The organism is Kribbella soli (assembly GCF_004331345.1).
In the GTDB taxonomy this organism is placed as follows: Bacteria; Actinomycetota; Actinomycetes; order Propionibacteriales; family Kribbellaceae; genus Kribbella; species Kribbella soli.
In genome coordinates this window covers 994,219-1,016,213 of record NZ_SJJZ01000002.1, presented here as the reverse complement: position 1 = coordinate 1,016,213, position 21,995 = coordinate 994,219, and the positions used below count along the sequence as shown (strand labels likewise).

21 protein-coding genes are annotated in these 21,995 nt (G+C 68.9%); 11 read left to right on the top strand and 10 right to left on the bottom strand.

The window, feature by feature from the left end; all coding sequences use genetic code 11:
• Window positions 1-12: 12 nt before the first annotated feature.
• The 3 genes from E0H45_RS19000 to E0H45_RS18990 all read left to right on the top strand — a co-directional run bounded on the left by E0H45_RS19000 (window position 13) and on the right by E0H45_RS18990 (window position 3,711).
• Entirely contained in the window at window positions 13-2,580 is a 2,568-nt protein-coding gene (locus tag E0H45_RS19000) for a CHAT domain-containing protein (protein ID WP_202872394.1), read from the top strand.
• Between the two features lie 77 nt (window positions 2,581-2,657).
• On the top strand, window positions 2,658-3,242 hold the full coding sequence (locus E0H45_RS18995; protein WP_131339030.1) for an RNA polymerase sigma factor: 585 nt from the start codon (window positions 2,658-2,660) through the stop codon (window positions 3,240-3,242).
• A gap of 7 nt (window positions 3,243-3,249) precedes the next feature.
• On the top strand, window positions 3,250-3,711 hold the full coding sequence (locus tag E0H45_RS18990) for a hypothetical protein (protein ID WP_131339028.1): 462 nt from the start codon (window positions 3,250-3,252) through the stop codon (window positions 3,709-3,711).
• 23 nt (window positions 3,712-3,734) lie between these two features.
• Here the strand turns inward: E0H45_RS18990 and E0H45_RS18985 are convergent, their stop codons facing one another.
• The 3 genes from E0H45_RS18985 to E0H45_RS18975 are packed head-to-tail and all read right to left on the bottom strand — an operon-like array spanning window position 3,735 to window position 6,507.
• On the bottom strand, window positions 3,735-4,166 hold the full coding sequence (locus E0H45_RS18985; protein ID WP_131339026.1) for a VOC family protein: 432 nt from the start codon (window positions 4,164-4,166) through the stop codon (window positions 3,735-3,737).
• A 48-nt stretch (window positions 4,167-4,214) separates the two neighbouring features.
• The gene (locus tag E0H45_RS18980) at window positions 4,215-5,036 is read right to left on the bottom strand and encodes an IclR family transcriptional regulator domain-containing protein (protein WP_131339024.1); all 822 of its coding nucleotides are present in this window, start codon (window positions 5,034-5,036) and stop codon (window positions 4,215-4,217) included.
• Between the two features lie 22 nt (window positions 5,037-5,058).
• A complete protein-coding gene (locus E0H45_RS18975; RefSeq protein ID WP_131339022.1) occupies window positions 5,059-6,507 on the bottom strand; it encodes an amidohydrolase family protein in 1,449 nt (482 codons plus the stop codon).
• A gap of 191 nt (window positions 6,508-6,698) precedes the next feature.
• Here E0H45_RS18975 and E0H45_RS18970 point away from each other — a divergent pair, with 191 nt between their 5' ends.
• Genes E0H45_RS18970 through E0H45_RS18950 form a run of 5 tightly spaced genes read left to right on the top strand, consistent with a single transcriptional unit; the run spans window position 6,699 to window position 10,820 of the window.
• Complete coding sequence (locus tag E0H45_RS18970; protein WP_238155090.1) at window positions 6,699-7,826, top strand: CaiB/BaiF CoA transferase family protein; 1,128 nt, start codon at window positions 6,699-6,701, stop codon at window positions 7,824-7,826.
• Window positions 7,823-8,614 (top strand): citryl-CoA lyase, encoded by a 792-nt coding sequence (locus tag E0H45_RS18965; RefSeq protein WP_131339018.1) that lies wholly within the window; start codon window positions 7,823-7,825, stop codon window positions 8,612-8,614. Before E0H45_RS18970 ends, E0H45_RS18965 begins: the two co-directional genes overlap by 4 nt.
• A gap of 11 nt (window positions 8,615-8,625) precedes the next feature.
• Window positions 8,626-9,489 (top strand): DODA-type extradiol aromatic ring-opening family dioxygenase, encoded by an 864-nt coding sequence (locus tag E0H45_RS18960; RefSeq protein WP_131339016.1) that lies wholly within the window; start codon window positions 8,626-8,628, stop codon window positions 9,487-9,489.
• Window positions 9,486-9,845, top strand: coding sequence for a hypothetical protein (locus E0H45_RS18955; RefSeq protein ID WP_131339014.1), 360 nt, complete (start codon window positions 9,486-9,488; stop codon window positions 9,843-9,845). Before E0H45_RS18960 ends, E0H45_RS18955 begins: the two co-directional genes overlap by 4 nt.
• A 9-nt stretch (window positions 9,846-9,854) precedes the next feature.
• Window positions 9,855-10,820, top strand: coding sequence for a quinone oxidoreductase family protein (locus E0H45_RS18950; RefSeq protein ID WP_131339012.1), 966 nt, complete (start codon window positions 9,855-9,857; stop codon window positions 10,818-10,820).
• A 69-nt stretch (window positions 10,821-10,889) separates the two neighbouring features.
• Here E0H45_RS18950 and E0H45_RS18945 read toward each other — a convergent pair whose 3' ends face one another.
• From E0H45_RS18945 to E0H45_RS18925, 5 genes are all read right to left on the bottom strand, one after another.
• Entirely contained in the window at window positions 10,890-11,567 is a 678-nt protein-coding gene (locus E0H45_RS18945; RefSeq protein WP_131339010.1) for a ClpP family protease, read from the bottom strand.
• Between the two features lie 65 nt (window positions 11,568-11,632).
• Window positions 11,633-12,568 carry a nucleoside hydrolase gene (locus E0H45_RS18940; RefSeq protein ID WP_131339008.1) on the bottom strand — a complete coding sequence of 312 codons (936 nt, stop codon included), beginning with the start codon at window positions 12,566-12,568 and terminating at the stop codon, window positions 11,633-11,635.
• A gap of 88 nt (window positions 12,569-12,656) precedes the next feature.
• Entirely contained in the window at window positions 12,657-14,066 is a 1,410-nt protein-coding gene (locus tag E0H45_RS18935; RefSeq protein WP_131339006.1) for a DUF4832 domain-containing protein, read from the bottom strand.
• Between the two features lie 9 nt (window positions 14,067-14,075).
• Window positions 14,076-15,812, bottom strand: a complete 1,737-nt coding sequence (locus E0H45_RS18930) for a DUF4832 domain-containing protein (RefSeq protein ID WP_131340594.1) — start codon at window positions 15,810-15,812, stop codon at window positions 14,076-14,078.
• 62 nt (window positions 15,813-15,874) lie between these two features.
• Window positions 15,875-17,020: an ROK family transcriptional regulator gene (locus E0H45_RS18925; RefSeq protein WP_131339004.1), complete on the bottom strand. Its 1,146-nt coding sequence runs from the start codon at window positions 17,018-17,020 to the stop codon at window positions 15,875-15,877.
• A gap of 180 nt (window positions 17,021-17,200) precedes the next feature.
• Here E0H45_RS18925 and E0H45_RS18920 point away from each other — a divergent pair, with 180 nt between their 5' ends.
• Both E0H45_RS18920 and E0H45_RS18915 read left to right on the top strand, forming a co-directional pair.
• A complete protein-coding gene (locus E0H45_RS18920; RefSeq protein ID WP_131339002.1) occupies window positions 17,201-18,181 on the top strand; it encodes a Gfo/Idh/MocA family protein in 981 nt (326 codons plus the stop codon).
• 12 nt (window positions 18,182-18,193) lie between these two features.
• Window positions 18,194-19,186 carry a Gfo/Idh/MocA family protein gene (locus E0H45_RS18915; protein WP_131339000.1) on the top strand — a complete coding sequence of 331 codons (993 nt, stop codon included), beginning with the start codon at window positions 18,194-18,196 and terminating at the stop codon, window positions 19,184-19,186.
• On the opposite strand, the gene E0H45_RS18910 is transcribed toward E0H45_RS18915, so the two are convergent.
• Window positions 19,183-20,085 (bottom strand): SDR family oxidoreductase, encoded by a 903-nt coding sequence (locus E0H45_RS18910; RefSeq protein WP_131338998.1) that lies wholly within the window; start codon window positions 20,083-20,085, stop codon window positions 19,183-19,185. The two genes, E0H45_RS18915 and E0H45_RS18910, sit on opposite strands and share 4 nt — an antisense overlap.
• An 85-nt stretch (window positions 20,086-20,170) precedes the next feature.
• Between E0H45_RS18910 and E0H45_RS18905 the strand changes: the two genes are divergently transcribed.
• Window positions 20,171-20,734, top strand: a complete 564-nt coding sequence (locus E0H45_RS18905; protein ID WP_131338997.1) for a TetR/AcrR family transcriptional regulator — start codon at window positions 20,171-20,173, stop codon at window positions 20,732-20,734.
• Here E0H45_RS18905 and E0H45_RS18900 read toward each other — a convergent pair.
• Entirely contained in the window at window positions 20,724-21,911 is a 1,188-nt protein-coding gene (locus E0H45_RS18900; RefSeq protein WP_202872393.1) for a low temperature requirement protein A, read from the bottom strand. The genes E0H45_RS18905 and E0H45_RS18900 overlap by 11 nt on opposite strands.
• Window positions 21,912-21,995 lie beyond the last annotated feature (84 nt).

Genomic DNA, 21,995 nt, shown 5'->3' with positions numbered 1-21,995 from the left:
CTGCCTCTTGCATTGTCGCGTCCGCACGACGCGATCGCGTCGGCGCGGACGCTGCTGGCCGGTGCGCCGGCGACGGTCGAGGCGTCGATCGCGCACCAGGCCTGGGGCATCGGTCTGCGGCAGCTCGGCGACGTCACCTCAGCGGTTCGCGAGTTGCGCACCGCGCTGCGGTTGGCCGAGCAGTCCGGGCGGTCCGAGCGGCAGGCGGATGTCCTTGCCACGTTGGGCGCAACGCTCGGCCGGGCGGGCCGGAGCCGGGAGGGTTTGGCGCGGCTCGATCGTGCGGTCGACCTCAGCCGCGGTGCGCTGACCGGGCGCGTGCTGGTACGGCGCGCCGACGTACTGCTGGTGCTCGGGCGGCATCGCGAGGCGCTCGACGATCTGCGGTCGGCGATCACGCGGTTGCGGCGGTCGGGCGATCAGGTCTGGGAGGCGCGCTCGCGAAACTATCGCGGATTCATCCAACTTGCTTTGGGCGGTACGAAGCGGGCGGATGCGGATTTCGCGGTCGCGGAGAAGTTGTACGCTGCGACCGGGCAGGAGTTCGAGTACGCCGAGGCCCGGCAGAATCGCGGATTGGTCGCGTACTCGCGGGGCGATCTGCCCGCGGCCTTGCGGTACCTGGACGAAGCCGGCCGGCGGTTCGCCGCAGTCGGTGTGGTGTGGCCGGACCTCGCGATTGACAGGTGCGGCGTACTGCTCGCCGCCGGGCTCAGCACAGAGGCGCTGGCCGAGATGGATCAGGCCATCGCGGCTGAGGTCGGTACGGCGACCAAGCGCGGGGAGCTGTGGTTCGCGGCGGCAACTGCTGCGTTGGCGGCAGGAGATCCGGCCGCGGCACGGGAGCGGGCTGATCGGGCACGGCGGTTGTTCTCGGCGCAGCACAGGCAGTGGTGGGCGGTGCGTTCGTCGATGGTGCTGCTGGAGGCGCGGTATCAGTCGGGAGAACGCGGGGAGCGGTTACTTCGACGCGTGAGTGCGGTCGCTGGTCGGCTGGATGCGTTGGGTGCGTCCGAGGCCTCGGCTGCGCATCTGTTGGCGGGGCGGTTGGCGTTGGCCGAGGGGCGGGCTCGGGCGGCGGATCGTCAATTGGAGTTGGCCGGACGGCACAGCAAGGACGCGCCGCCGATCGCCCGGAGTGCGGCGTGGTTGGGGAAGGCGCTGCGGGCCGAGGCGCGTGGTGAGATGCGGGGGATGTTGTCGGCGTGCGCTCGCGGGCTGGATGCGTTGGACGAGCATCGGCTGGCGATGGGTGCGACCGAGCTGCGGGCGTTGGCGACCGGTCACGGCGCCGAGTTGGCGGAGCTCGCGCTGCGGGACGCGTTACGGCGCGACGATCCGCGGCGCTTGCTGAGTTGGGGCGAGCGGTGGCGGGCTACGGCGCTCGGGGTGCCGCCGGTGCGGCCGCCGGACGACGAGCAACTCGTCGGCGAGCTCGCGGCGTTGCGGGACGTCGTACGGCGGTTGGACGGGTCGCCCGACCCGTCGCTCGACAAGGAACGCCGGCGCCTCGAGAAGGCGGTCCGCGATCGAGCACTGCGCGCCCAGGGCGGCGCGATGGGTGGTGGCGCGCGTCGGTTCGATGTCGACGAGTTGGTCGCGGCGCTCGGCGAGACCGTGCTCGTCGAGCTGGTCGAGGTCGGCGGTGTGCTGCACGCGGTGGTGGTGCGGGACGGGCGGATCACGAAGCATGAGGTCGGTCCGCTGGCTGCGGCGGCGCTGGAGGTCGAGCGGTCGCGATTCCGCCTGCGCCGGCTGGCTCATGGTCGGCCCGGCGGTCGAGCGCAGGGCGGGGCCGCGGGGGGCGCGCAACTGGGGCCTTCGCTCGACGTGCTGGGTGCGCGGTTGGGGGACGCGATCCTTGGGGCTGCGCAGGAGTTGCTGGGGGATCGGCCGGTGGTGATGGTGCCGCCGGGCAGGTTGCATGCGTTGCCTTGGGGGCTGGTGCCGGCGTTGGCTGATCGGGCCGTGAACGTGGTGCCGTCGGCGGCGACCTGGCTGCGCGCGCGGCAGGTGCGACCGCCGTCGGATCGGCGCGTCGTGCTGGTGCTCGGGCCGGGTTTGTCGGCGGGCCGCGCCGAGGTCATGCAGCTGGCGAAGCAGTACCCGGACGCGACCGTGCTGGCGGACGGCGACGCGACCGCGGAGAAGGTATTGCGGGAACTCGACGGTGCCTGGATCGCACACATCGCGGCGCACGGCACGTTCCGCTCGGACAGTCCGCTGTTCTCGTCGTTGCGGCTCGACGACGGGCCGCTGACCGTGTACGACTTCGAGCGGCTGCGCAGGGCGCCGTACCGGATGGTGTTGTCGAGTTGCGATTCCGGGCTGGCGAAGCCGGTCGGCGCGGACGAACTGCTCGGGTTGAGCAGCAGCCTGATCCCGTTGGGCGCGGCCGGCATTCTCGCGAGCGTCGTACCGGTGAACGACCCGGCAACCGCTCCCTTGATGCTCGCGGTGCACGAGAACCTGCAGGCAGGTCAGTCGCTCGCGGCAGCGTTCGCGGCGGCGCGCGTGGAGACGCGAGGTGATCCGGTGGCCGATGCCGCCGGCCGTTCGTTTGTTGCTCTGGGGGCCTGATGTATCAGCAGTCGTCCGGATTGCTCTGTACCAGTAAGAGGCAGAACTGAGCGGTCCGGTGAAGAAAGGGGGACGGCGTGCGGGACGATCCGACAGTCGTCGACCTGGTCACCAGGGCCAGGGACGGCGAGAAGAATGCGTGGGACGAGCTGGTGGAGCGGTATGCGCCGCTCGTCTATTCCGTGTGCCGGCGGTGCCGCCTGGCGCAACCGGATATCGATGACGTCGGACAGAGCGTGTGGCTGCGGCTGGTCGAGCATCTGCCCGGTCTGCGCGAGCCGGCCGCGTTGCCGGGCTGGATCGCGACCACGACCCAGCGCGAGTGCTTTCGGCTGATCCGCGCGACCAGCCGGGTCGAACCGGTGGACTTCGTCCAGGCGCCCGACGTCCCCGAACAGGCGATCGCCGAGGAAGAAGTACTGCGGCACGAACGCAAGACGATCCTGCGCACCGCGTTCGCGGAACTCTCGCGGCGCTGCCAGGTCCTGCTCGGGCTGCTGATGCAGGACCCGCCGGCGCCGTACGACGAGATCAGCCGGCGGCTGCAGGTGCCGATCGGCAGTATCGGCCCGAGCCGGGCCCGCTGCCTGACCCGGCTACGACAGACTCCCGCGCTGGCACGGCTGGCGGCGGACGGACCCGATGACAGGACGAGGGGGTGAGAGAACCGTGATGGATCCGGACTGGCACGACGACGAGAAGCTGATCGAAGCCCTACGGGACGCATTGGCGTCCGCGGACGAAGTTCCGTCCGCCTTCGTCGAAGCCGGCAAGGCGGCTTTCGCATGGCGGACCATCGACGCCGAACTGGCGGCGCTCACCTACGACTCCGCACAGGATCCGCTGGACGCGCTGGCGATCCGCTCGGAGAGCGCGATCTTGCGTTCCCTCACGTTCGCCTCGGACGGCTGGACGGTCGAGCTCGAGCTGACGCCGGACGCGGTCCTGGGCCAGCTCGACCCGCCCGAGGTCGGTACGGTCACGGCCCGCGGCGACGGCGGCAAGCTGGCGACCGCCGAGATCGACGAACTCGGTTTCTTCGTTCTCGGCCCGCCGCCGAACATTCCCTACCGTCTTGTCTGCACGACGCAGTCCGGTACGACGATCCTGACCGGCTGGGTCACGCCCTAGGCTCACATCCTGGAGTCGCTGCCTCAGGCGGCGAACACCTGGGAGTCGTCCGCGAACGCCTTGAACTCCAGAGCGTTCCCGGCCGGGTCGAGGAAGAACATCGTCCACTGCTCACCGGTCTGGCCCTGGAACCGCACGTACGGCTCGATGACGAACTCGGTGCCGGCCGCCTGCAACCGCTCGGCGAAGGTCTGGAACTCGTCGACCGTCAGGATCAGCCCGAAGTGCGGCACCGGTACGTCGTGACCGTCGACCGGGTTGTGGATCCGCTGCGCGCGCTCGGGCGCGACGTGGGTGACGAACTGGTGGCCGCGCAGATTCCAGTCGATCCAGGTGTCGGAGCTGCGGCCCTGTTCGAGGCCGAGCACCTCGCCGTAGAAGTGCCGCGCCGCGTCCAGGTCGTCGACCGGCATCGCGAGATGGAACCGGGGGATGGGCGAGTCGAGAACAGTCATGCAGCCCATCCTTCCCCACCCCGCCCGGAGGGCGGCGACGGCACGGGGTCAGGCGGATGTCTCGTTCCGCTGGTCGGACTCGACGTGCGGGCGAGACTGCCAGAGCGCCCACTCCGCGCTGACGTCACCCGCCGAACGCAGCAACAACGGCAGATGGTCGTGCAGCAGCGTGTCGACCGAGGTCTCGGCGGCGTGCACGGTCACGTTCATCGCGGCCCGCACAGTACCGGTGCCGTCGCGCACCGGTGCCGCGACCGAGCGAACGCCCGGCGCGAGCTCCTCGTCGGCCAACGCCCAGCCGCGCGCCCGGATCTCGGTCAGTTCGTCCCGCAGTTGGTCCGCGGTCCGGCCGATGTACGGCGGGAGTCCGGCGCGGCTCGGCTGCGCGAGAACCTCGACGAGCGCGTCGGGGGAGAGCGCCGAGAGCAGCACCTTGCCCTGGGATGTCTGCGCGGCCGGGAACCGGGTGCCGATGTCGACCCGCAACGCGATCAGCTTCGGTACCGACACGCGGGCGACGTACACGATGTCCGAGCCGTCGAGCTGCGCCATCGACGAGGATTCGCCGGTGCGTGCGACGAGGCCCTCGAGGTGCGGCTTCGCGATGTCCCACAGGCCGAGCGAACCGACGTACGCCATGCCGAGCGTCAGCACCTTGGGCGTGAGCTGGAACGCGCCGCCAGTGGTGCGGACGAAGCCGAGCTCCTCCAGGGTCAGCAGGAGCCGGCGGGCGGTCGGCCGGGCCAGGCCGGCCGCGGCCGCGACCTCGGTGAGCGACATCGTGCGATGGTCCACGTCGAAGCAGGCGAGCACGTCCAGCCCACGAGCCAGTGACTCGACGAAGTCCGGACCTGCACCACGGCCTGCCATCTAACGTCCTCCTGTTGGTTGACTACGGCTCACCGAAGATGGTGCCACGGGCCTCGCGGGTCGAGTCGGACTTGTACGCCGTGTACTGGTACGGGTTGTCGAGTACCTCGCCCTCGGGCAGCTCCGGGTTCATCCCGCTCCGCCAAGCTTCCTCGCCGAGCGCGGACCGCAGGTGGTCGACGGTCGCCTCGACCTCCCGTCGTACGGCGGGCAGGTCGCAATCGACCAACTGGTGGTTGTGCTTGACCACGCGGCCGTCGACGATCACCGTGTGCACGTCACCGCGCTGGGCCTGGAACGCGACCTGGCCGTACGGGTTGATCAGCGGGAACGACACCGGTGACGCGTCGTTCTTGATCAGGATCACGTCGGCCTTCTTGCCGGGTTCGAGGCTGCCGAGGTCGTCGCGGCCGAGCGCCCGGGCGCCGCCGCGGGTCGCCCAGTCGACGACGTGTTCGGCCCGCAGGTGGCTGTGCGTCACGGTGGCGCCCTTCATGTGCGCCTCCAGGTGTTCGCGAGCGCGGTCCGCGCCGAGCGTGGTGCGCATCGCGCTGAACAGGTCGCCGCTCCACCACACGCTGGTGTCCATCGAGAGCGACACCGGAATGTTGTGGCGGCGTACCTGCCAGGTCGGCGGATAGCCCTGGCCGGCGCTCTGCTCGGACTCGGTGGAGACCGAGATCGAGCCACCGGTCGCGGCGATCCGTTGGTACGAGTCCGTGGTGAGGGTGGCCGCGTGGACGTAGATGTTCTGCGGCGTCATGAAGCCGTTCTCGTGCATCAGCTTGATGCCGTTGTCGTTGGTCGCACCCCAGACACCGGCATGGGTGGTGACGCCGACCCCGAGCTCGCGCGCGACCTCGAACGCTCCCCGCTCCGGGAACGCCGGATCACCGGTCACGTCGAACGCGAGTTGCAGTCCGAGCTGCCCGTCGTCCCGCAGCCGTTCGAGGAACGCGCGGACCGACGGGTCTGCGGTCCACTCCCACGGCCCGGCCTGGATGTTGCCGTAGGCAAGAACGAACCGCCCGGGTACGGCGCGCAACGCGTCCGCAGCGGCCTCGGCGTGGTCGACGCTCTGCAGCCCGTGCGACCAGTCGACTGTGGTCGTGACGCCGGCCTCCAGGGACTCCCACGCAGACGTCAGGTTGCCCGCGTGGATGTCCTCCGGCCGGAAGATCTTGCCGTGCTCGAGGTAGTACCAGACGAAGTACTGCGTGAGCGTCCAGTCGGCGCCGTACGCGCGCATCGCGGTCTGCCACATGTGCCGGTGGGTGTCGATCATGCCCGGCATCACGATGCCGCCGGACGCGTCGACGACCTGGGTTCCTTCGGGTACGTCGAGCCGTTGGCCCTGTTGCCCGACGGCCGCGATCCGGTCGCCGTCGATCAGTACGTCGCCGTCCGCGACGACCGTGTGCTGGTCGTCCATTGTCAGCACGGTCCCGCCCTGCAACAGCACTGTGGTCATCGATGCCTCCAAGGAGTTGCCCGGACATACGTCCGTATGACGGTCAACGGGGCGGTCAGGCTCACTATCTGAGCGTCGGTGAGCGGTGTCAAGGGTTCGCGACGAGCGGTTGACAGGCGGTTCCTGAACGATTGACACTGAGGCGGTCGGAGGGTGCGGACAGTTGTCCGCGAATGCTGCCGGGAGGTCGTGTGAAAGGTCCGCTGTCCGGGCTGCTGGTGGCCGACTTCTCGCGGATCCTGGCCGGTCCGTACGCGACCATGCTGCTCGCCGACCTCGGGGCCGACGTGGTCAAGGTCGAGTCGCCCGGCGGTGACGACACCCGGTCCTGGCAGCCGCCGGTCCGCGACGGCATCTCGACGTACTACCTCGCCGTGAACCGGAACAAGCGGTCGATCGCACTCGACCTGAAGGACCCGGCGGACCTGGTGGCGGCGCAGGAACTGGCGCGGCGCGCGGACGTGCTGGTGGAGAACTTCCGGCCGGCCGGGCTGGCGCGCTTCGGGCTCGACTACGAGACCGTTGCCGAGGGCAACCCGGGGCTGATCTACGCGTCGATCAGCGGCTTCGGGTCGGGGCCGGGCGGCGCCGAGTTGCCCGGGTACGACCTGATCGTGCAGGCGATCTCCGGACTGATGAGTCTGACCGGCGCTCCAGAGGGCGAACCGTTCCGAGCCGGCATCTCGGTGTTCGACGTGATGGCCGGACTGCACGCGACGATCGGGGTGCTGTCCGCCCTCAACCTGCGGCACGAGACCGGGCGCGGTCAGCACGTCGAGGTGAACCTGCTGTCGTCGGCGCTGTCCGGGCTGGTGAACCAGTCGAGCGCGTACGTCGCGGGTGGCGTCGTACCGCTGCGGATGGGGAACAGCCATCCGAGCCTGTTTCCGTACGAGCCGCTGCCGTGCGCGGACGGGGACCTCATCATCACGGCCGGGAACAACGGGCAGTTCCGCAAGCTGGTGGAGGTTCTCGGCGTACCGGAGCTGGCCGACGATCCGCGGTTCGACCGGAACGAGAAGCGGACCGCGCATCGCGACGAATTGCGGCCGTTGCTCGTGGCGCGGTTGATGACGCGGACGAAGCTGGAATGGTTCCGGGACATCATCGCGGCCGGGGTGCCGTGCGGGCCGATCAACACCGTCGACGGTGGGGTGGCGTTCGCCGAGGACATCGGGCTGGACCCGGTGGTGACGGTCGGCGAGATCCCGACGGTCCGCAACCCGATCACGTTCTCCGACAGTGCAGCGTCGTACCGCCTGCCGCCGCCCGAGCTGGACGAACACGGCGCCGAGTTGAGGAAGTGGTTGTCCGAATGAGCACCGAACCTGCTGTGCCGTCCTTCCCGACCTCGCTCGGTACGTCGACGGCCGACGAGATCCGGCTGCTCGGGCAGGACCTCACCGCCGATCTGATGGGCAAGGTCGGCTTCGGCGAGCTCGCGTTCTGGCTCGTCGCCCTGCGCCGGCCCACGCCGTCCGAGACGCGGGTGTTCGAGGCAGTGCTGGTCGCGCTGGCGGATCACGGGTTCACGCCGACGGCGATCGCGGCGCGGCTGACGTACTTGTCCGCACCGGACTCGCTCCAGGGCGCGCTCGCCGCCGGTCTGCTGGGCGGGGGATCGCGCTTTCTCGGTGTGACCGAGGACTGCGGAATGTTCTTGCATGAGGCTCTGGAACGACACGACCTGCCGACTGATGAGGCCGGGTGGGACGAGTTCGCGCTCGAGGTTGTCCGCGGGGTTCAGGGGAAGTTCATCCCGGGGCTCGGTCATCCGGTGCACAAGGTGCAGGACCCGCGGACTCCGGTACTGATCGGGATCGCCCGCGAGGAAGGTCTGGAAGGCCCGCACCTCAAGCTGTTCCAGGCGATCGGGCGGGTGCACGAGCAGGTGCTGGGTCGCAAGCTCCCGCTGAACGGCGCCGGCGTGTGCGGCGCCGCGCTGGCCGACCTCGGGCTGCCGGTCGAGCTGTTGCGTGGATTCGCCTTGCTGGCCAGGGCTGCCGGGCTGCTCGGCCAGATCGCCGAGGAACGCCGCCGGCCGATCGGGATGGACGCCTACCTGACTGTCGACCGCAATGCCGTGTACGTCGATCCGGAAACCTGAAGGAGCACCACATGGCCACAGTCGCAGCGGTGATCGCCTCCACACACCATCCGTTCTACTACCGGGCCAGTACCGCGACAGGCGCCGATCGCCCGCCGTTCGCCGACGCGTGGGTGGCGAAGATCGAGGCCTTCCGGGAGACCCTGACGAAGGCGCGCCCGGACATCCTGGTGATGGTCGGCAGCGATCACTTCCACCAGCTGTGGCTGGACAACATGCCGCAGTTCCTGGTCGGCAAGGCGCCGTACTTCGACGCGAACTGGTACAACGAAGAACGCGAGTTCGGGCTCCCGCGGATGCGGCTGGCCGGGGACGAGCAGCTCGCCGGGCACATCCTGCGGAACGGGCTGGACGCCGGGTTCGACCTTGCCTTCAGCAACGAACTGCGGATCGACCACAGCATCACCTGCCCGATCATCACGCTCCGCCCGGAGGCGGATCTGCCGATCGTGCCGATCTACACCAACATCTTCGCGCCGCCGCTGCCGCGACCGGGACGGTTCGTCGAACTCGGACAGACGATCCGGCAGCTGGTGGAGTCATGGCCGATCGACAAGCGGGTCGCGATCATCGGCACCGGGCACCTGTCGCTTGAGCTCGGCGGGCCGCGGCAGTTCGGCGCACACGGACCGGACCCGGAGTTCGACCGCAAGGCGGTGGACTGGATCGCGAGCGGCGATCTCGACGGGTGCCTGGCCGAGGTGACGCTCGACAGCCTGCATCTCCCGGGCAACGCAACGCACGGCTTCATGGACTTCATGTTGATGATGGGCGTCGCGGGAGCTGGGGCGAAGGCTGATCACGTGGACTCGCTCGACCTGTTCCACACCATGGAGGCGTACTTCACCTGGTACCCGAACGGAGTGCCGGCATGAGCAAGTACTTGCTGAACAAGTTCCTCTACACCGTCGACCGGGATCCGCAGCTGGTCGAGCGATACCGCACGGACGCGGCGGGGACAGTCGAGTGGTGGGAGCGCGAGCTGGCCAACCAGGTGCTGAACTGTGTGGTCGCGGAGAAGTCCACGTGGCTCGTCTTCACCGACGAGGAGCGTGCGGCGCTGCGGGAGCATGACCACGTCAGGTTGTTCGAGCTGGGGGCGCATCCGTTCCTGACGCTGACGTTGTTCATTGCGATGTTCGAGCGTGACCACGGGCCGCTCGAGTACCAGAAGGCGTACGGGCGGGCGCTGCAGCAGCACGCGCTACCGTATCCGGACATCGCTACCTGAGGAGACCGCGTGCGAGCCGCTGTCCTGCACACCCACGGCGAGCCGCCGTCCCACGCCGAACATCCGGATCCTGTGGCCGGCGAAGGAGTCTCGGTCGTCCGCGTCACCGCAGCCCCGATCGTGCCACTCGACCTGCTCTGCGCTTCGGGTACGTCGTACTTCGGGCCGCCGGCGCTGCCGTACGTCCCGGGCGTGCAAGGCGTCGGCGTGGTGGAGGAATCCGAGACAGTTGCCCCCGGCACGCGAGTGTTCTTCGCAACCTCGGCCGGGATGGCCGCGGGGGACGGGAGTCTCGCGGAGCGGGCCGCCGTACCCGATGGCGACCTGATCGTTCTGGACGCACCAGTGCGGGATGCGGCCGTTGCCGCTATCGGCCTGTCCGGGGTGGCCGGGTGGATGATGTTGACCTGGAGAGCGCGGATGCATGTGGGCGAGCGGGTGCTCGTGCTCGGCGGTGGTGGCGCGGTCGGGCAGGTGGCGATCGGGGCGGCTCGCGTGCTCGGGGCCTCGCAGGTCGTGGCCGTCGTACGCTCGGATGCGTCGCGGGAGCGGGCGCTGTCGGCGGGTGCTGACGAAGTGATTGCTCTGAGCACCGATGTCGACGAGTTGACGGCCCGGCTGGGTGAGCCGACGTACGACGTGGTGATCGACTCGGTGTTCGGCGTCGCCGCGACGGCTGCCTCGCGGGTGCTCGCTCCGGGCGGCCGGCTGGTGAACCTCGGTGGTTCGTCGAACGACGAGGCGGTCTTCTCGTCGGCCGTACTACGGAGCAAGTCGGCGAGCATCCTCGGCTACACGAACAACGCGCTCACGAAGGACCAACGCCGCGACGCACTCACCGCCGTACTCCAGCACGCAGCCACCGGCGAGATCACCGTCGCCTACGAAACCGTCCCCCTCGCCGACGTGGAAAGCGCATGGCAGCGCCAGACGACCGGCACCATCCCCGGGCGTCTGGTCCTGACCTTCCCCTGATGTGGGAATAGCCCCCGGTGACTGGGGACAGGCTATTGCCTATCTCCAGTCACCGGCGGGTATGCCGTCTTAGCGGAGGCGGGTGATCAGGCCGTAGGTTCGGGCGGCTTCGGCGGTGAGGACTCGGCCGGTTTCCAGGTCTGCGGCGACTTCGTCGGCGGAGCGGTTGGTTGCTTGGGCGATGAGGTCTCGGAGGCGGGCGGACTGGTGGTCGTGTTCCTCGGAGAGGGTGGCCAGTTCGTCGGCGGTGCCCTCGGCGGTGAAGCGGGGTGCGGACAGGACGAACGTCGTGTGGCGGTGGGCCTCGCGTTGTTCGGCGGCGGCGAGTACGGCGATCGCGGGGCCGCGGACCGTGCCGCGGGCGACGGCGTGGACGGGGGCGGTGATCAGGTCCATCGCGGCGGCGACGGAGAGAGCGGCCTCCAGGTCGGAGTCCGTCGACGACAGGTGCAGCGTGACCGGGTCGTTGCCCTGGGCATTCAGTAGCAGCAGCTGCGACGCGACGTGGTTCGCCAGTGTGTCGTCGAGCCGGCCGCCGATCAGGATCACCCGCTCCGCCAGCAGCCGATCAGCCAGCTCGCGCTCGAGCGTGATCGACGTCGGCTCGTACCAGGACGGCAGGATCGGCTGCGGTGCGGGCCGCTCCGGTGCCCCCGGCCGCGGCACCCCAGGAATCTCCGGCCACGGGCGCCCCGGAATCCCGGGCTGGCCCGGAACGGTCGCGTCCGACTGCTTCTCGACGTACATGTGTGTCCTCCTTCGACACCTCCACCCTGGGGCAGAAGGCAGCCGGGGAGAAGGCTCTTCCGCTGTCAGCAGACGGAAAGCCCGGCGATCGCGGCGATGACCTTGTCCCAGAAGGCGTCCCGGTCGAGGCCGACGGCGATCCGCGCGTTCGCGGGGCGGCCGGTGTAGCCGTCCAGGTCCACGACCGTGGCACCGGCGGTCCACTCGCCGGCTGTTTCGATCACCAGGTTCGCCTCGACGCACCGGACGATCGCAGGATCGATGACCCGCGCCACCGCGATCGGATCGTGCAGCGGCGGCGCCTCGAACCCGAACAGCTCCCGGTACGTCGACGCGAAGAACGTCATCCACTCGCTGCAGATCCGCGCCAGCGGCGTCCCGATCTGCTCGAGCCGCGCGAGTACGTCGTCCGTCACCAGAGCCTGATGTGTCACGTTCAACCCGCACATCGTGAACGGAACACCCGACCGAACCACCACGTCCGCCGCCTCCGGATCGACGTACGCGTTGGCCTCGGCGAGCGGTGCGATATTGCCGCGCTCGGTGGACCCACCCATCCAGACGATCTCGGTGATGTTCGCGGCCAGACCAGGTTCGTCGGCGAGCAGGCGCGCGATGTTCGTCAACGCCCCGGTCGCGACGATCGTCGCCGGTCTCGAGCGCAGTACGTCGACCAGCAGCTCGTGCGCCGTGTACGGCGACTCCGGGACCGATGGCTCGTCCGTGAAGTGCGGGCCGTCGAGCCCGGTGCGGCCGTGGACGTCATCTGCGATGCGCAACCGGCGTACCAGCGGCCGGTCGGCGCCGCGCGCGACCGGGATGTCGGAGACGCCCGCGAGGGAGAGGACGCGGCGCGCGTTCACGGTGCATTTGTCGACGGTTTGGTTGCCGGCGACGGTCGTCACGGCGAGCAGTTCGACGGCCGGGTCGGCGACCGCGAGCAGGATCGCCAGCGCGTCGTCGTGGCCGGGATCGCAGTCGAGGATCAGGGGCGTGGCCATGCGACAGGGTACGACGTCCACGCAGCCAGAGCGGGGAACCCTACCCACCTGAATCAGCCAGCAGAGTTCCCCGCTCCTAACTTGGCGCTTATCCGACAGAGACCGTCTGCCCTAGGTCGTTGTAACCGGTGCCCGGCTGCCAGGTGCCGTTGTTGGCGAGGCGGATCGAGTACTCGGGACGAGAGGACAGGAGCGGGTCCGGCAGGTTGATCAGCAGGCGGTACTTGCCGGGGACAGGCGGTGCGGCGACCTTCCAGTCGAGGTTGGTCGTCGTACCGGCTCCCCAGAGTCGGGGCTCGGCCGGAACAGTGACCTTGAACGTGTGCTTGTCGTTCTGGAAGATCAGCTGCACCTGGTGCGGGTTGTACGGCGCTGCCCACCCGTCGTTCCGGATCTTCACGCCGACCTGGACCTGGCCGCGCGGCCTGGTCTTGGACGTGACCGTGCTCTGGGTGAGTGCGAACCGGTAGCCGAGCTTCTGCTTCGCCACCTCGAGGTTGTCACCCCAGGTGTCCAGCACGTCCTGGTTGTAGTCGGTGTTGAGGAACGAGAAGTGCAGCCGGGCCATTTCGGCCGAGGCCGACTCCCAGTCCGACCGCGGTGAGTTGACTGCGCACGTCTCGCCGCCCTCGGGGACGTAATTGGTGTCCTGGGCAACGAAGTCCTTGTCCAGCTCGATCGGGTCGCTCAGATACGTCCCGAAGTCGTCAGGGCTGGCCAGGAAGCAGTCGTTGTGATGCCCTACCCGCGCCAGCGCCGAACCGTCGTACGCCTGATCCTCGGAGAGCGCTCCCTCCTTTCCCGTCGGTACGCCGAACATCCGCTGCTTCATGTACGGCGTCCGGACCTGGACCATGCGGTCCTTGGGGAGCGCTGTCAGCAGGGCCGTCACGACGGCCTTGCGGTCGGCCCAGTTCTGGTCCGAGACCTGGCTCGGGTCCTGCGGGTTGCTGAAGTAGTCGGTGTAGTACCCCTCGCCCCACAGTCCGACGAAGCCGGACTGGACGAGTTCGATCACGTCGGCGTTCTGGCGCAGTACCGGCGTCAGTTGCTGGATGTGCTTGAGCACGCGGGCGACCGGCGCGTCGCCGTACGGCGTCGGTGGCGGCCAGCCGTCGCCGGGAAGCGCGTAAGCGAACCGGACGATCACCTTGATGCCGGCCGCGCGGGCGGTGCGGAAGTCGGCGCGGACCAGGTCGAGGTACTGCTTGTCGATCACGTCCTGGCTCGCGAACTTCTCCAGGTAGAACACGCGGAGGATCTGCGTGATGTGTTCCTCGGTACGGAAGTTCCGCAAGGTGGTGAGGTCGAGCGGGACGTAGCCGGTGTTGTCGGCTTTGTAGTGCGTCTCGGTGTGGTGATAGAACCCGCGCTCTGGGTTCGCGATCACCTCGTCGCTGGTCGTGTAGGTGCGGGTCGTCGTCGGCGGTGCGGCGATCGCCTGCTGCGCAGGGAGCAGCAGTCCAATCGCACAGACCGCTGCAGCAAGCCTTCTCATGGTCGTCTCCTAGCTGATGCTGACGGTGTGCAGGAGCGAGTTCATCCCGGTCGCCGCGTCCCACGTGCTTTGGTTCGCGAGGCGGATCGAGTACTCGGGGCGAGTGGACAGGAGCGGATCCGGCAGGTTCAGCAACAGGGCGTACGAACCGGCCGGAAGACTGCTGGGCACGGTGAGGGTCTGCGACACCGTGGTCGACGTACCCGCGGTCCAACGGCGTGCGTCGGAGGTGATCGGGAGCTTGTAGGTGGTGCCGGTCGAGGTGTTCCGCAGGACCAGCTCGAGGTTGCGCGGGTTGAACGGTGTGGCGTAGCCGTCGTTGTGAACGGTGAAGCTGATCGGCAGGCTGCCGCCGGGGGAGGCGGTGGCCGGGTAGGTGCCGGACTCCAGGCGGAAGCGGTACCCGAGGTTCTTGCTGACGGTCGCCAGGCAGCCGCCGCTGTTCCACGAGTTGAGGACGTTGGGCTCGTAGTCGGTGTTGATGAACGACCAGTGGAACTGCGCGAGTTCAGCGGTCGCGGTCGGGCACTGGGAGCGCGGTGCGTTCACACCACAGGTCTCGCCGCCCATCGCGACGTACGTCGTCTCGGCATGCAGGTACGGGTACTCGACGGACGGGTTCTCGTACGTGCCGAAGTCGTCCGCGCTGGCGAGGAAGCAGTCGTTGTGGTGACCGATCCGGGACAGGCTCGATCCGTTGTAGGCGTCGCCGGGCTGGACCGGGGTGGTCGAGTACATGGTCCGCTTGAACTTCGGCGTACGGAGCTGAATCATCCGGGTCGACGGCACGACACTCAGCAGCTTGTCGGTGACTGCCTTGCGGTTCGCCCAGTCGGTGGCGGAGACGACGCCGGCGTTGCCGAAGTTCTGCGTGTAGTACCACTCACCCCAGGCCCCGATCAGACCGGTCTGGACGACGGCGATCACGTCCTTGCCCGCCTGAAGGTACGGCGCCAACTGGTCGAGATGCGCCAGGACGCGGTCCTTCGTGGCGTCGTCGCCTGTGGTGGAGGTGGTGTACGCGAGGCGCAGCACCATCTTGAGACCGGCCGCGCGGACCGTGGCGAGCTGCTGCTGCAACTGGTCGAGGGCGGGCTGGGCGATCGGGCCGTTCTTGTACTCGGCCAGGTAGAAGACGCACATCACCAGCGAGATGCCCTGACTGGTGCGGTAACTCTCCAGGGTGGACTGGGAGAAGTCGGCTTTGTCGCAATCACCGGTGTGGTGGTAGAAGCCGCGCTCGGGGTTCGCGAAGTTCTCGGTCGACGGGGTGTAGGTCACGTCTCCGCCGCTGCTGCCGCCGGTGTAGGTCTGCGTGTACTTCGCGGACGTTTCGAGCGGGGCCTCCGCCTGGAAGATCAGGTCGGCGTCGTTCGGCGTGGCGGTCTCGCTGAGGTCTGCTCGGTCGACCGTCCACTGGGCGACGCCGCCGGTGTTGGAGAACGTGACGGACCGGACGAGCGTCCAGCTCCAGCCGGTGCCGGTGTGCTGGTAGAGGCTGCCGTTCTCGAGCAGGTAGTCGGCGCCGGTGCCGCCTTGGGCGAACCCGGTCGACGGGTTGCGGTCGGTGTCGACGTACACGCGGAGGAACTGCGGGGTGCCGGTGTAGGTGAATCGATAAGTGACGGTCGTGGCGGTGTTGGTCGCGGTGGCGCCGCTGATCGTCGCGCTGGCGGGGGAGACCAGCAGCGTGGCGAGCAGGGCGCCAGTGGTGGCAAGTGTGGTCAACAGTCGGAACGGACGCATCACGATGCTTCCTCTCGCTGGGCGGGGCGATGGGGATAATCATGGAGTCCAGGAAAATTATGTCAAGGTCTCAGGCCGGTGGTGATGGTCGACTCGACCTCGTCGAGCGCCAGCCGGACGGCGCCGAGCGCGACTCCTTCGTCGGCGAACGCCGACACCCGGATCTCCGGCGTCCGCAGGCACCACCGGTCCAGCTCCCGCCGCAACGGCTCCACCATCACGTCCGCCGAGCGCGAGAATCCGCCCCCGATCACCACCAGTTGCGGATCCAGCGTCAGCACCAACGCCGACGCCCCCACCGCGAGGTCCTGCACGTAGGCCTGAACCGCCGCCAGCGCCTCCCGATCACCCGCCCGGGCCGCCACGAATACCCGCTCGAACCCGTCCGCGCCGCGCCGGGCGTCGGGTGGTGTGGTCTCGAGCCAGGTGTGCAAGTGGTCGGGGGCCTGCTGCCAGCCGGCGGCGGGTAGGGCGCCGATCTCGCCGGACCAGTTGGCGAAGCCGCGGTGGAGTTTGCCGTCGATGATCAGGCCGGCGCCGGTGCGCAGGCCGGCGAGCAGGAACACCACGTCCTTCGCGTAGCGCGCGACCCCGCGCCAAGTTTCCGCTAGCGCTGCTAGCTTGCAGTCGTTCTCGACGCGGACAGGACCCGGCACGAGCCGCCGTACATGAGCACCCAGGTCGACCCCGGTCCACTCCGGCAGCGAGTCGGACAGCATTACCTTCCCGGTGCCGTCGACGAGCCCGGTCGTCGCCACCCCCGTCGACCAGATCTGCCTCGCGTCGACGCCCGCGCCCGCCAGGGCCTTGCGGACGCACCGATCCAGCACCGCCAGCCGTTCGCGCCGCCCGAGCTCCGGGTCGACCTCGATACGGCTCTGGTTCAGCACCTCGCCGTCCAGGTCGGTGACCAGCGCGAGTGCCTTGTGCCCGCCGATGTCGATCCCGAGCAGTCGCCCGGCCCCGGCGTTGAACCGGTACCGCCGGGCGGGCCGCCCGACCGACCCGGACGCCGGCGCCACCTCGGTCAGCCAGCCGCGCCCGAGCAGGTCCCGCGCCACGTCCTCGGTCGAAGCGCGCGACAGTCGTGTCCGCTTCGACAGTTCGGTGAGCGTCAGCGGCTGATCGCCGCGCAACTCCCGCAGTACGGCGGCCGCGTTGAGCTGGCGCAACCGCGAGAGATCCCCGCCGGCCGGCTGTTCACTCATCGCGCTCCTTCACCTATTTCCTGGACTCCTGGATAACTATAAGCATCCCGATTGCGCGCGAGTCTCACCGTGTGAACGGGCGCGCCGGAAGTCTGTTGCGCCCTCCTGACAACGTTGTACCGTGATCTGCCGACGGTCGAACAGAAACGTTTCCGAAGGTTTCCACTGAGGAGGACCCGCGTGTCCAACCCGTTGAAGATCGCGACGCTCAGCTTCTGGCACGTCCATGCCGGCGACTACTCCAGGCAGGCCCAGGCGCATCCCGGGACGGACCTGGTGGCCGTCTGGGACGACGATGCCGAGCGCGGCCAGGCCGGTGCCGACCAGTTCGGTGTGGAGTTCACCGGCGACCTTGACGCACTGCTGGCGCGGGACGACCTGGACGGCGTGGTGATCACGACGCCGACCGACGTCCACCGGGACATCATGGTCAAGGCCGCACAGGCCGGAAAGCACATCTACACAGAGAAAGTGCTCGCTCCGACGGTCGCGGAGGCCGAGGAGATCGTGGCCGCCACCGACGCGGCCGGCGTGAAGCTGACGGTCTCGCTGCCGCGGCTCGCGCACGGCTACACGACCGCGATCCAGGAGGTACTGGACAAGGGCTCGCTCGGGCAGTTGACGTACGGCCGGGTCCGGCTCTCGCACGACGGCGCGATCCCGCGCGACGGCAAGGAAGGCTGGCTCCCGCAGCGGTTCTTCGAGCCGAAGGCGGCGATCGGCGGCGCGCTCACCGACCTCGGCTGCCACCCGGTGTACCTGATCCAGCTGTTCCTCGGCGCGACGCCGGACACCGTGAGTGCGGCGTACCGCTCGGTGGCCGGTCGCGGGCTCGAGGACAACGCTGTCGTGGTTGCCGGGTACGCCGACCAGAAGATCGGGGTGATCGAAGCGGGATTCGCGAGCGGAAACCCGTTCACGATCGAGCTCTTCGGGACCGAGGGCACGCTCACGTACACCGACGCAGGCAACCTGCTGACCGTGAACGGCGAACAGGTGCCGGTGCCCGAGCACTCGCCGGATCCGTTCGCGCAGTGGGTGGATCACATCACCAACGGCACGCGTGCGGACGAGAACATCGAGCGTGCGGTCGAGCTGACCCGCCTGGTGGTCGCGGCGAACGCGGCGGCCGAGTCCAACCGAGTGATTTCCTACGGCTGAGAGGACGTCCCGATGATCAAGGTCGGTCTGATCGGCGCCGGGGGAATCGCTTCGGCGCACATCAAGGGTTATACGCAGCACGCGGACCGGATCGGTGTCACCGCGGTCGCGGACGCCGTGGAGGAGACGGCGAAGAAGCGTGGCGAGGAGCTCGGCGCCACGGCGTACACGGATTATCGCGAGATGCTCGCCAACGAAGAACTGGACGCGGTCGACATCTGTCTGCCGCACCACCTGCACCGGGACGCGATCGTGGCGGCCGCCGAGGCGGGTAAGCACATCCTGTGCGAGAAGCCGCTGTGCCTGTCCGCCGAGGAGGCAGCGGATGTTCGCAAGGCGGTGACCGAGCACGGCGTGACGCTGATGTGCGCGCACAACCAGTTGTTCATGCCGGCGGTCGCGAAGGCCCGGGAGCTGCTGCAGGCCGGGACGATCGGCACGGTGTATGAGGTGCGGACGACGGACAGCTTCTACAACGACTTCGACCCGAGCTCGATGGGCTGGCGGGCGAGCAGCAAGACCAGTGGTGGTGGCGAGCTCATCGACACCGGGTACCACCCCACCTATCTGATGCTGCATCTCGCCGGCGGGCTGCCGGTCGAGGCGACCGCGATGCTCTCCACGCACCGGCTGAAGTTCATGGAGGGCGAGGACTCCGCGCAGGTCCTGATCAGGTTCGACAACGGAGTCGTCGGCCAGCTGGTGACCAGTTGGGCGTACCAGCCGGCCGACGGCACCGAGCGGTTCTCGGCCGTCGGCGAGCTCGGCTCACTGGCCAGCGACGGTACGACGCTGTCCTACCGTCTCCGGTCGGGTGAGACCGAGACCTTCGAGTTCGAGCCGGTCGACACGTTCGTCGCCGAGATCGGCCACTTCGCCGACTCGCTCGCCGGCAAGACGCGCCCGCTGCACACCGAGGAGGAAGGCATCGCCGTCCTCGGCATCCTGCTCGCCGCGTACGAAGGCTCGAAGTCCAAGACCCACGCGCCGGTCCTGAAGGTTTAGAAATAGAACCCTTCGGCGAGGTCGTCCAGCAGGTTCGGACGGGTGGGCTGCCAGTTGAGCAGCTCACTCGTCCGGGCCGCGGACGTCGGGATGTCCATGGCCGCGAACCGCGCGAGGAAGCCCAGGTACTGCGGTGCCTCGTCGACGGTGACAGAGCGCGTCGGAAGGTCCAGACCGCGACCGATCGCCTCGGCGATGGTACGGAACTCGATGCTCTTGTCCTGGATCGCGTGCAGGCGGGTGCCCGCGGGGGCAGACTCGAGCGCCAGGCGATAGAGCCGGGCGGCGTCGAGCGTGTGCACCGACGACCATCGGTTCGTCCCGTCGCCGATGTACGCCGCGAAGCCGTTCTTCCGTGCGAAGGCGATCAGTGACGGTGCGAAGCCCTGGTGATCGAGCCGGCTGTGGGTGATCGGCGGGAGCCGGAGGACTGAGGAGCGGATGCCCTTGGCGGCCAGGTCGACGACGTAGTTCTCGGCATCGACGCGGTAGCCGCCGGACGGGTCGAAGTCCTCCTCGGTCGCCACCCGGCCCTGGACCACGCCGGCGAGCATGCCGGTGCCCGACGTACTCACGAGCGGCTTGTCGGTGCCGGCGAGAGCGTCGCCGATCGTCTGCAGTGCGGCGAGATCGGATTCCGCCGCACCGGCCAGGTCGCCTGCCTGCATGGCGTCGTGCCGGAAGGCGAGGTGTACGACGCCGTCCGCGGCGGCCGCTGCCGCGCGGAGCCGGTCGAGATCGTGCAGGTCGCCGCGGACGACCTCGGCACCCCACTGCGTCAGCCGCTTCGCCGACTCGTCGGAGCGGGCCAGGCCGAGGACCTGGTGGCCGTTGTGCAGGAGCTCCGGAACGAGGGCCGAGCCGACGTGTCCGGACGCTCCGGTGATGAAGACGCGCATGAAATTCCTCCAGTGATGTCATTGACTGACATCACCGATGCTACACCGCTGATGTCACTCGATGACATCGGCTAGGATCGACCGCATGGGACGGTGGGAGCCGGACGCGGCCGGACGGCTGCGGGAGGCGGCGATGGCGCTGTACGCCGAGCGCGGGTACGACGGCACGACCGTCGCCGAGATCGCCGACCGGGCCGGGGTCACCGCGCGGACGTTCTTCCGGCACTTCGCGGACAAGCGCGAGGTGTTGTTCGCCGGGTCCGAGCAGCTCGAGCGGCACATGGTCGAGGCGCTCGCCGCGGCGCCGGCGGACGCGACCCCGATGGAGGCAGTGACCGCGGCGGTCCTCGCCACGGCCGAGTTCTTCGACGACATCCGCCGGGACTACTCGCGCCGGCGCGCCGCCGTCATCACGTCGACACCGGAGCTGCGCGAACGCGAGCTGATCAAGATGGCCACGCTGACGACATCACTCACCGACGGCCTGCTCGAACGCGGCGTCGCCCCGGACGTCGCGGCGCTCGCGGCCGAGACCGGGGTCGCGGTGTTCCGGGTGTCCTTCGAGCGTTGGATCGCTGCGCCGGACGACGTACCGATCGCAGACGTCCTGCAGGCCACCCTGAAAACCCTCGCCACGCTCACCGCCTAGCGTTCCACGAGGCGACGGCGACGACTCCCACGCAGGTCGCGGCCGTCAGCGCGAGGTCCGCGACCGATCCGATGGCCGGCGTCGCCAGCGGCAGCGCGAGCAGGATCACGATGCCCGCGAGCGCCGTACCCAGATGGGCCTTGGATGGATCGGCGATGGATCGGTGCACGCCCCAGAGCAAGGCGATGAAGGACGCGGCCGGTACGGCGACTGCGTAGCTTGCGCCGGTGGGGGACAGGTGCAGTTCGTGGCTGGTCTGTTCGACCGCGACCTCGAGTCCGGCGCCGAGCGCGGCGAGCGCCGCGAACAGGCCGTAGTGACCGTAGCCCCAGCGGTACGAACGGTCCCGCCGGTCCTCGAGCCGCGGGCCGGCCGGGTGCAGGAAATACAGCCACCACGAGGCGAACAGGATCACCAGGCCGCAGCCCGCGACCGCGAACAGCTCGGCGTTCACGTCGGTCTCCTCCACGGCCCGCCGTACGGCGTTGGACGCGGCCAGCACCGCTTCGCCGAGCAGGATGATCGTGAACAGTCCGTACCGTTCCGCGATGTGGTGCGGGTGCCAGTGCGTGGCCCGCGGCCGTTCGGCCCACAGCGGCACGGACAGCTCCAGGATCGCCAGGACGATGAAGGCGACCAGCAGTACGCCGTCGGACGCGCCGGTGTCGGCGAGGTACAGCCGGCCGAACCAGCCGAGCTGCAACGCCCCGATCCCGATCGCGTAGCGGAACGCCGTACGCCGGGATGCCGGGTCCTCGATGCCCGCGCGCAGCCAGAGCGAGATCAGGCCGAGGCGCATGACGAGATAACCCGACGTGATCAGCAGGTAGTCGCCGTGATCCGCCGCGGCCGGGACGCCCGCAGCGAGCAGCAGCACACCGGCCATCTGCACCATGGTCAGGATCCGGTACGTGACGTCGTCGGTGTCGTACGACGACGCGAACCAGGTGAAGTTCATCCACGCCCACCAGATCGCGAAGAACACCTGCAGGAACGGCAGTACACCCGCACCGGCGTGGCCGTCGGCGATCATGTGCGCGAACTGCTCGGTGACGGCGGCGACCGCGACCACGAACGTCAGGTCGAACAGCAGCTCCAAGTTGCTGGAGGCCCGGTGCGGCTCGTCGATCGGGCGCGCCGTCATCCGCACGCGGATGCGGACCGTCGTTTCGGGCACGGGCGGTTCCTCTCGATCGGGGTCACAGATAGAGACCGGGCAAGTGCCGTGGATGTGACTGTCACAGGACCGGTGGGTGCCCTG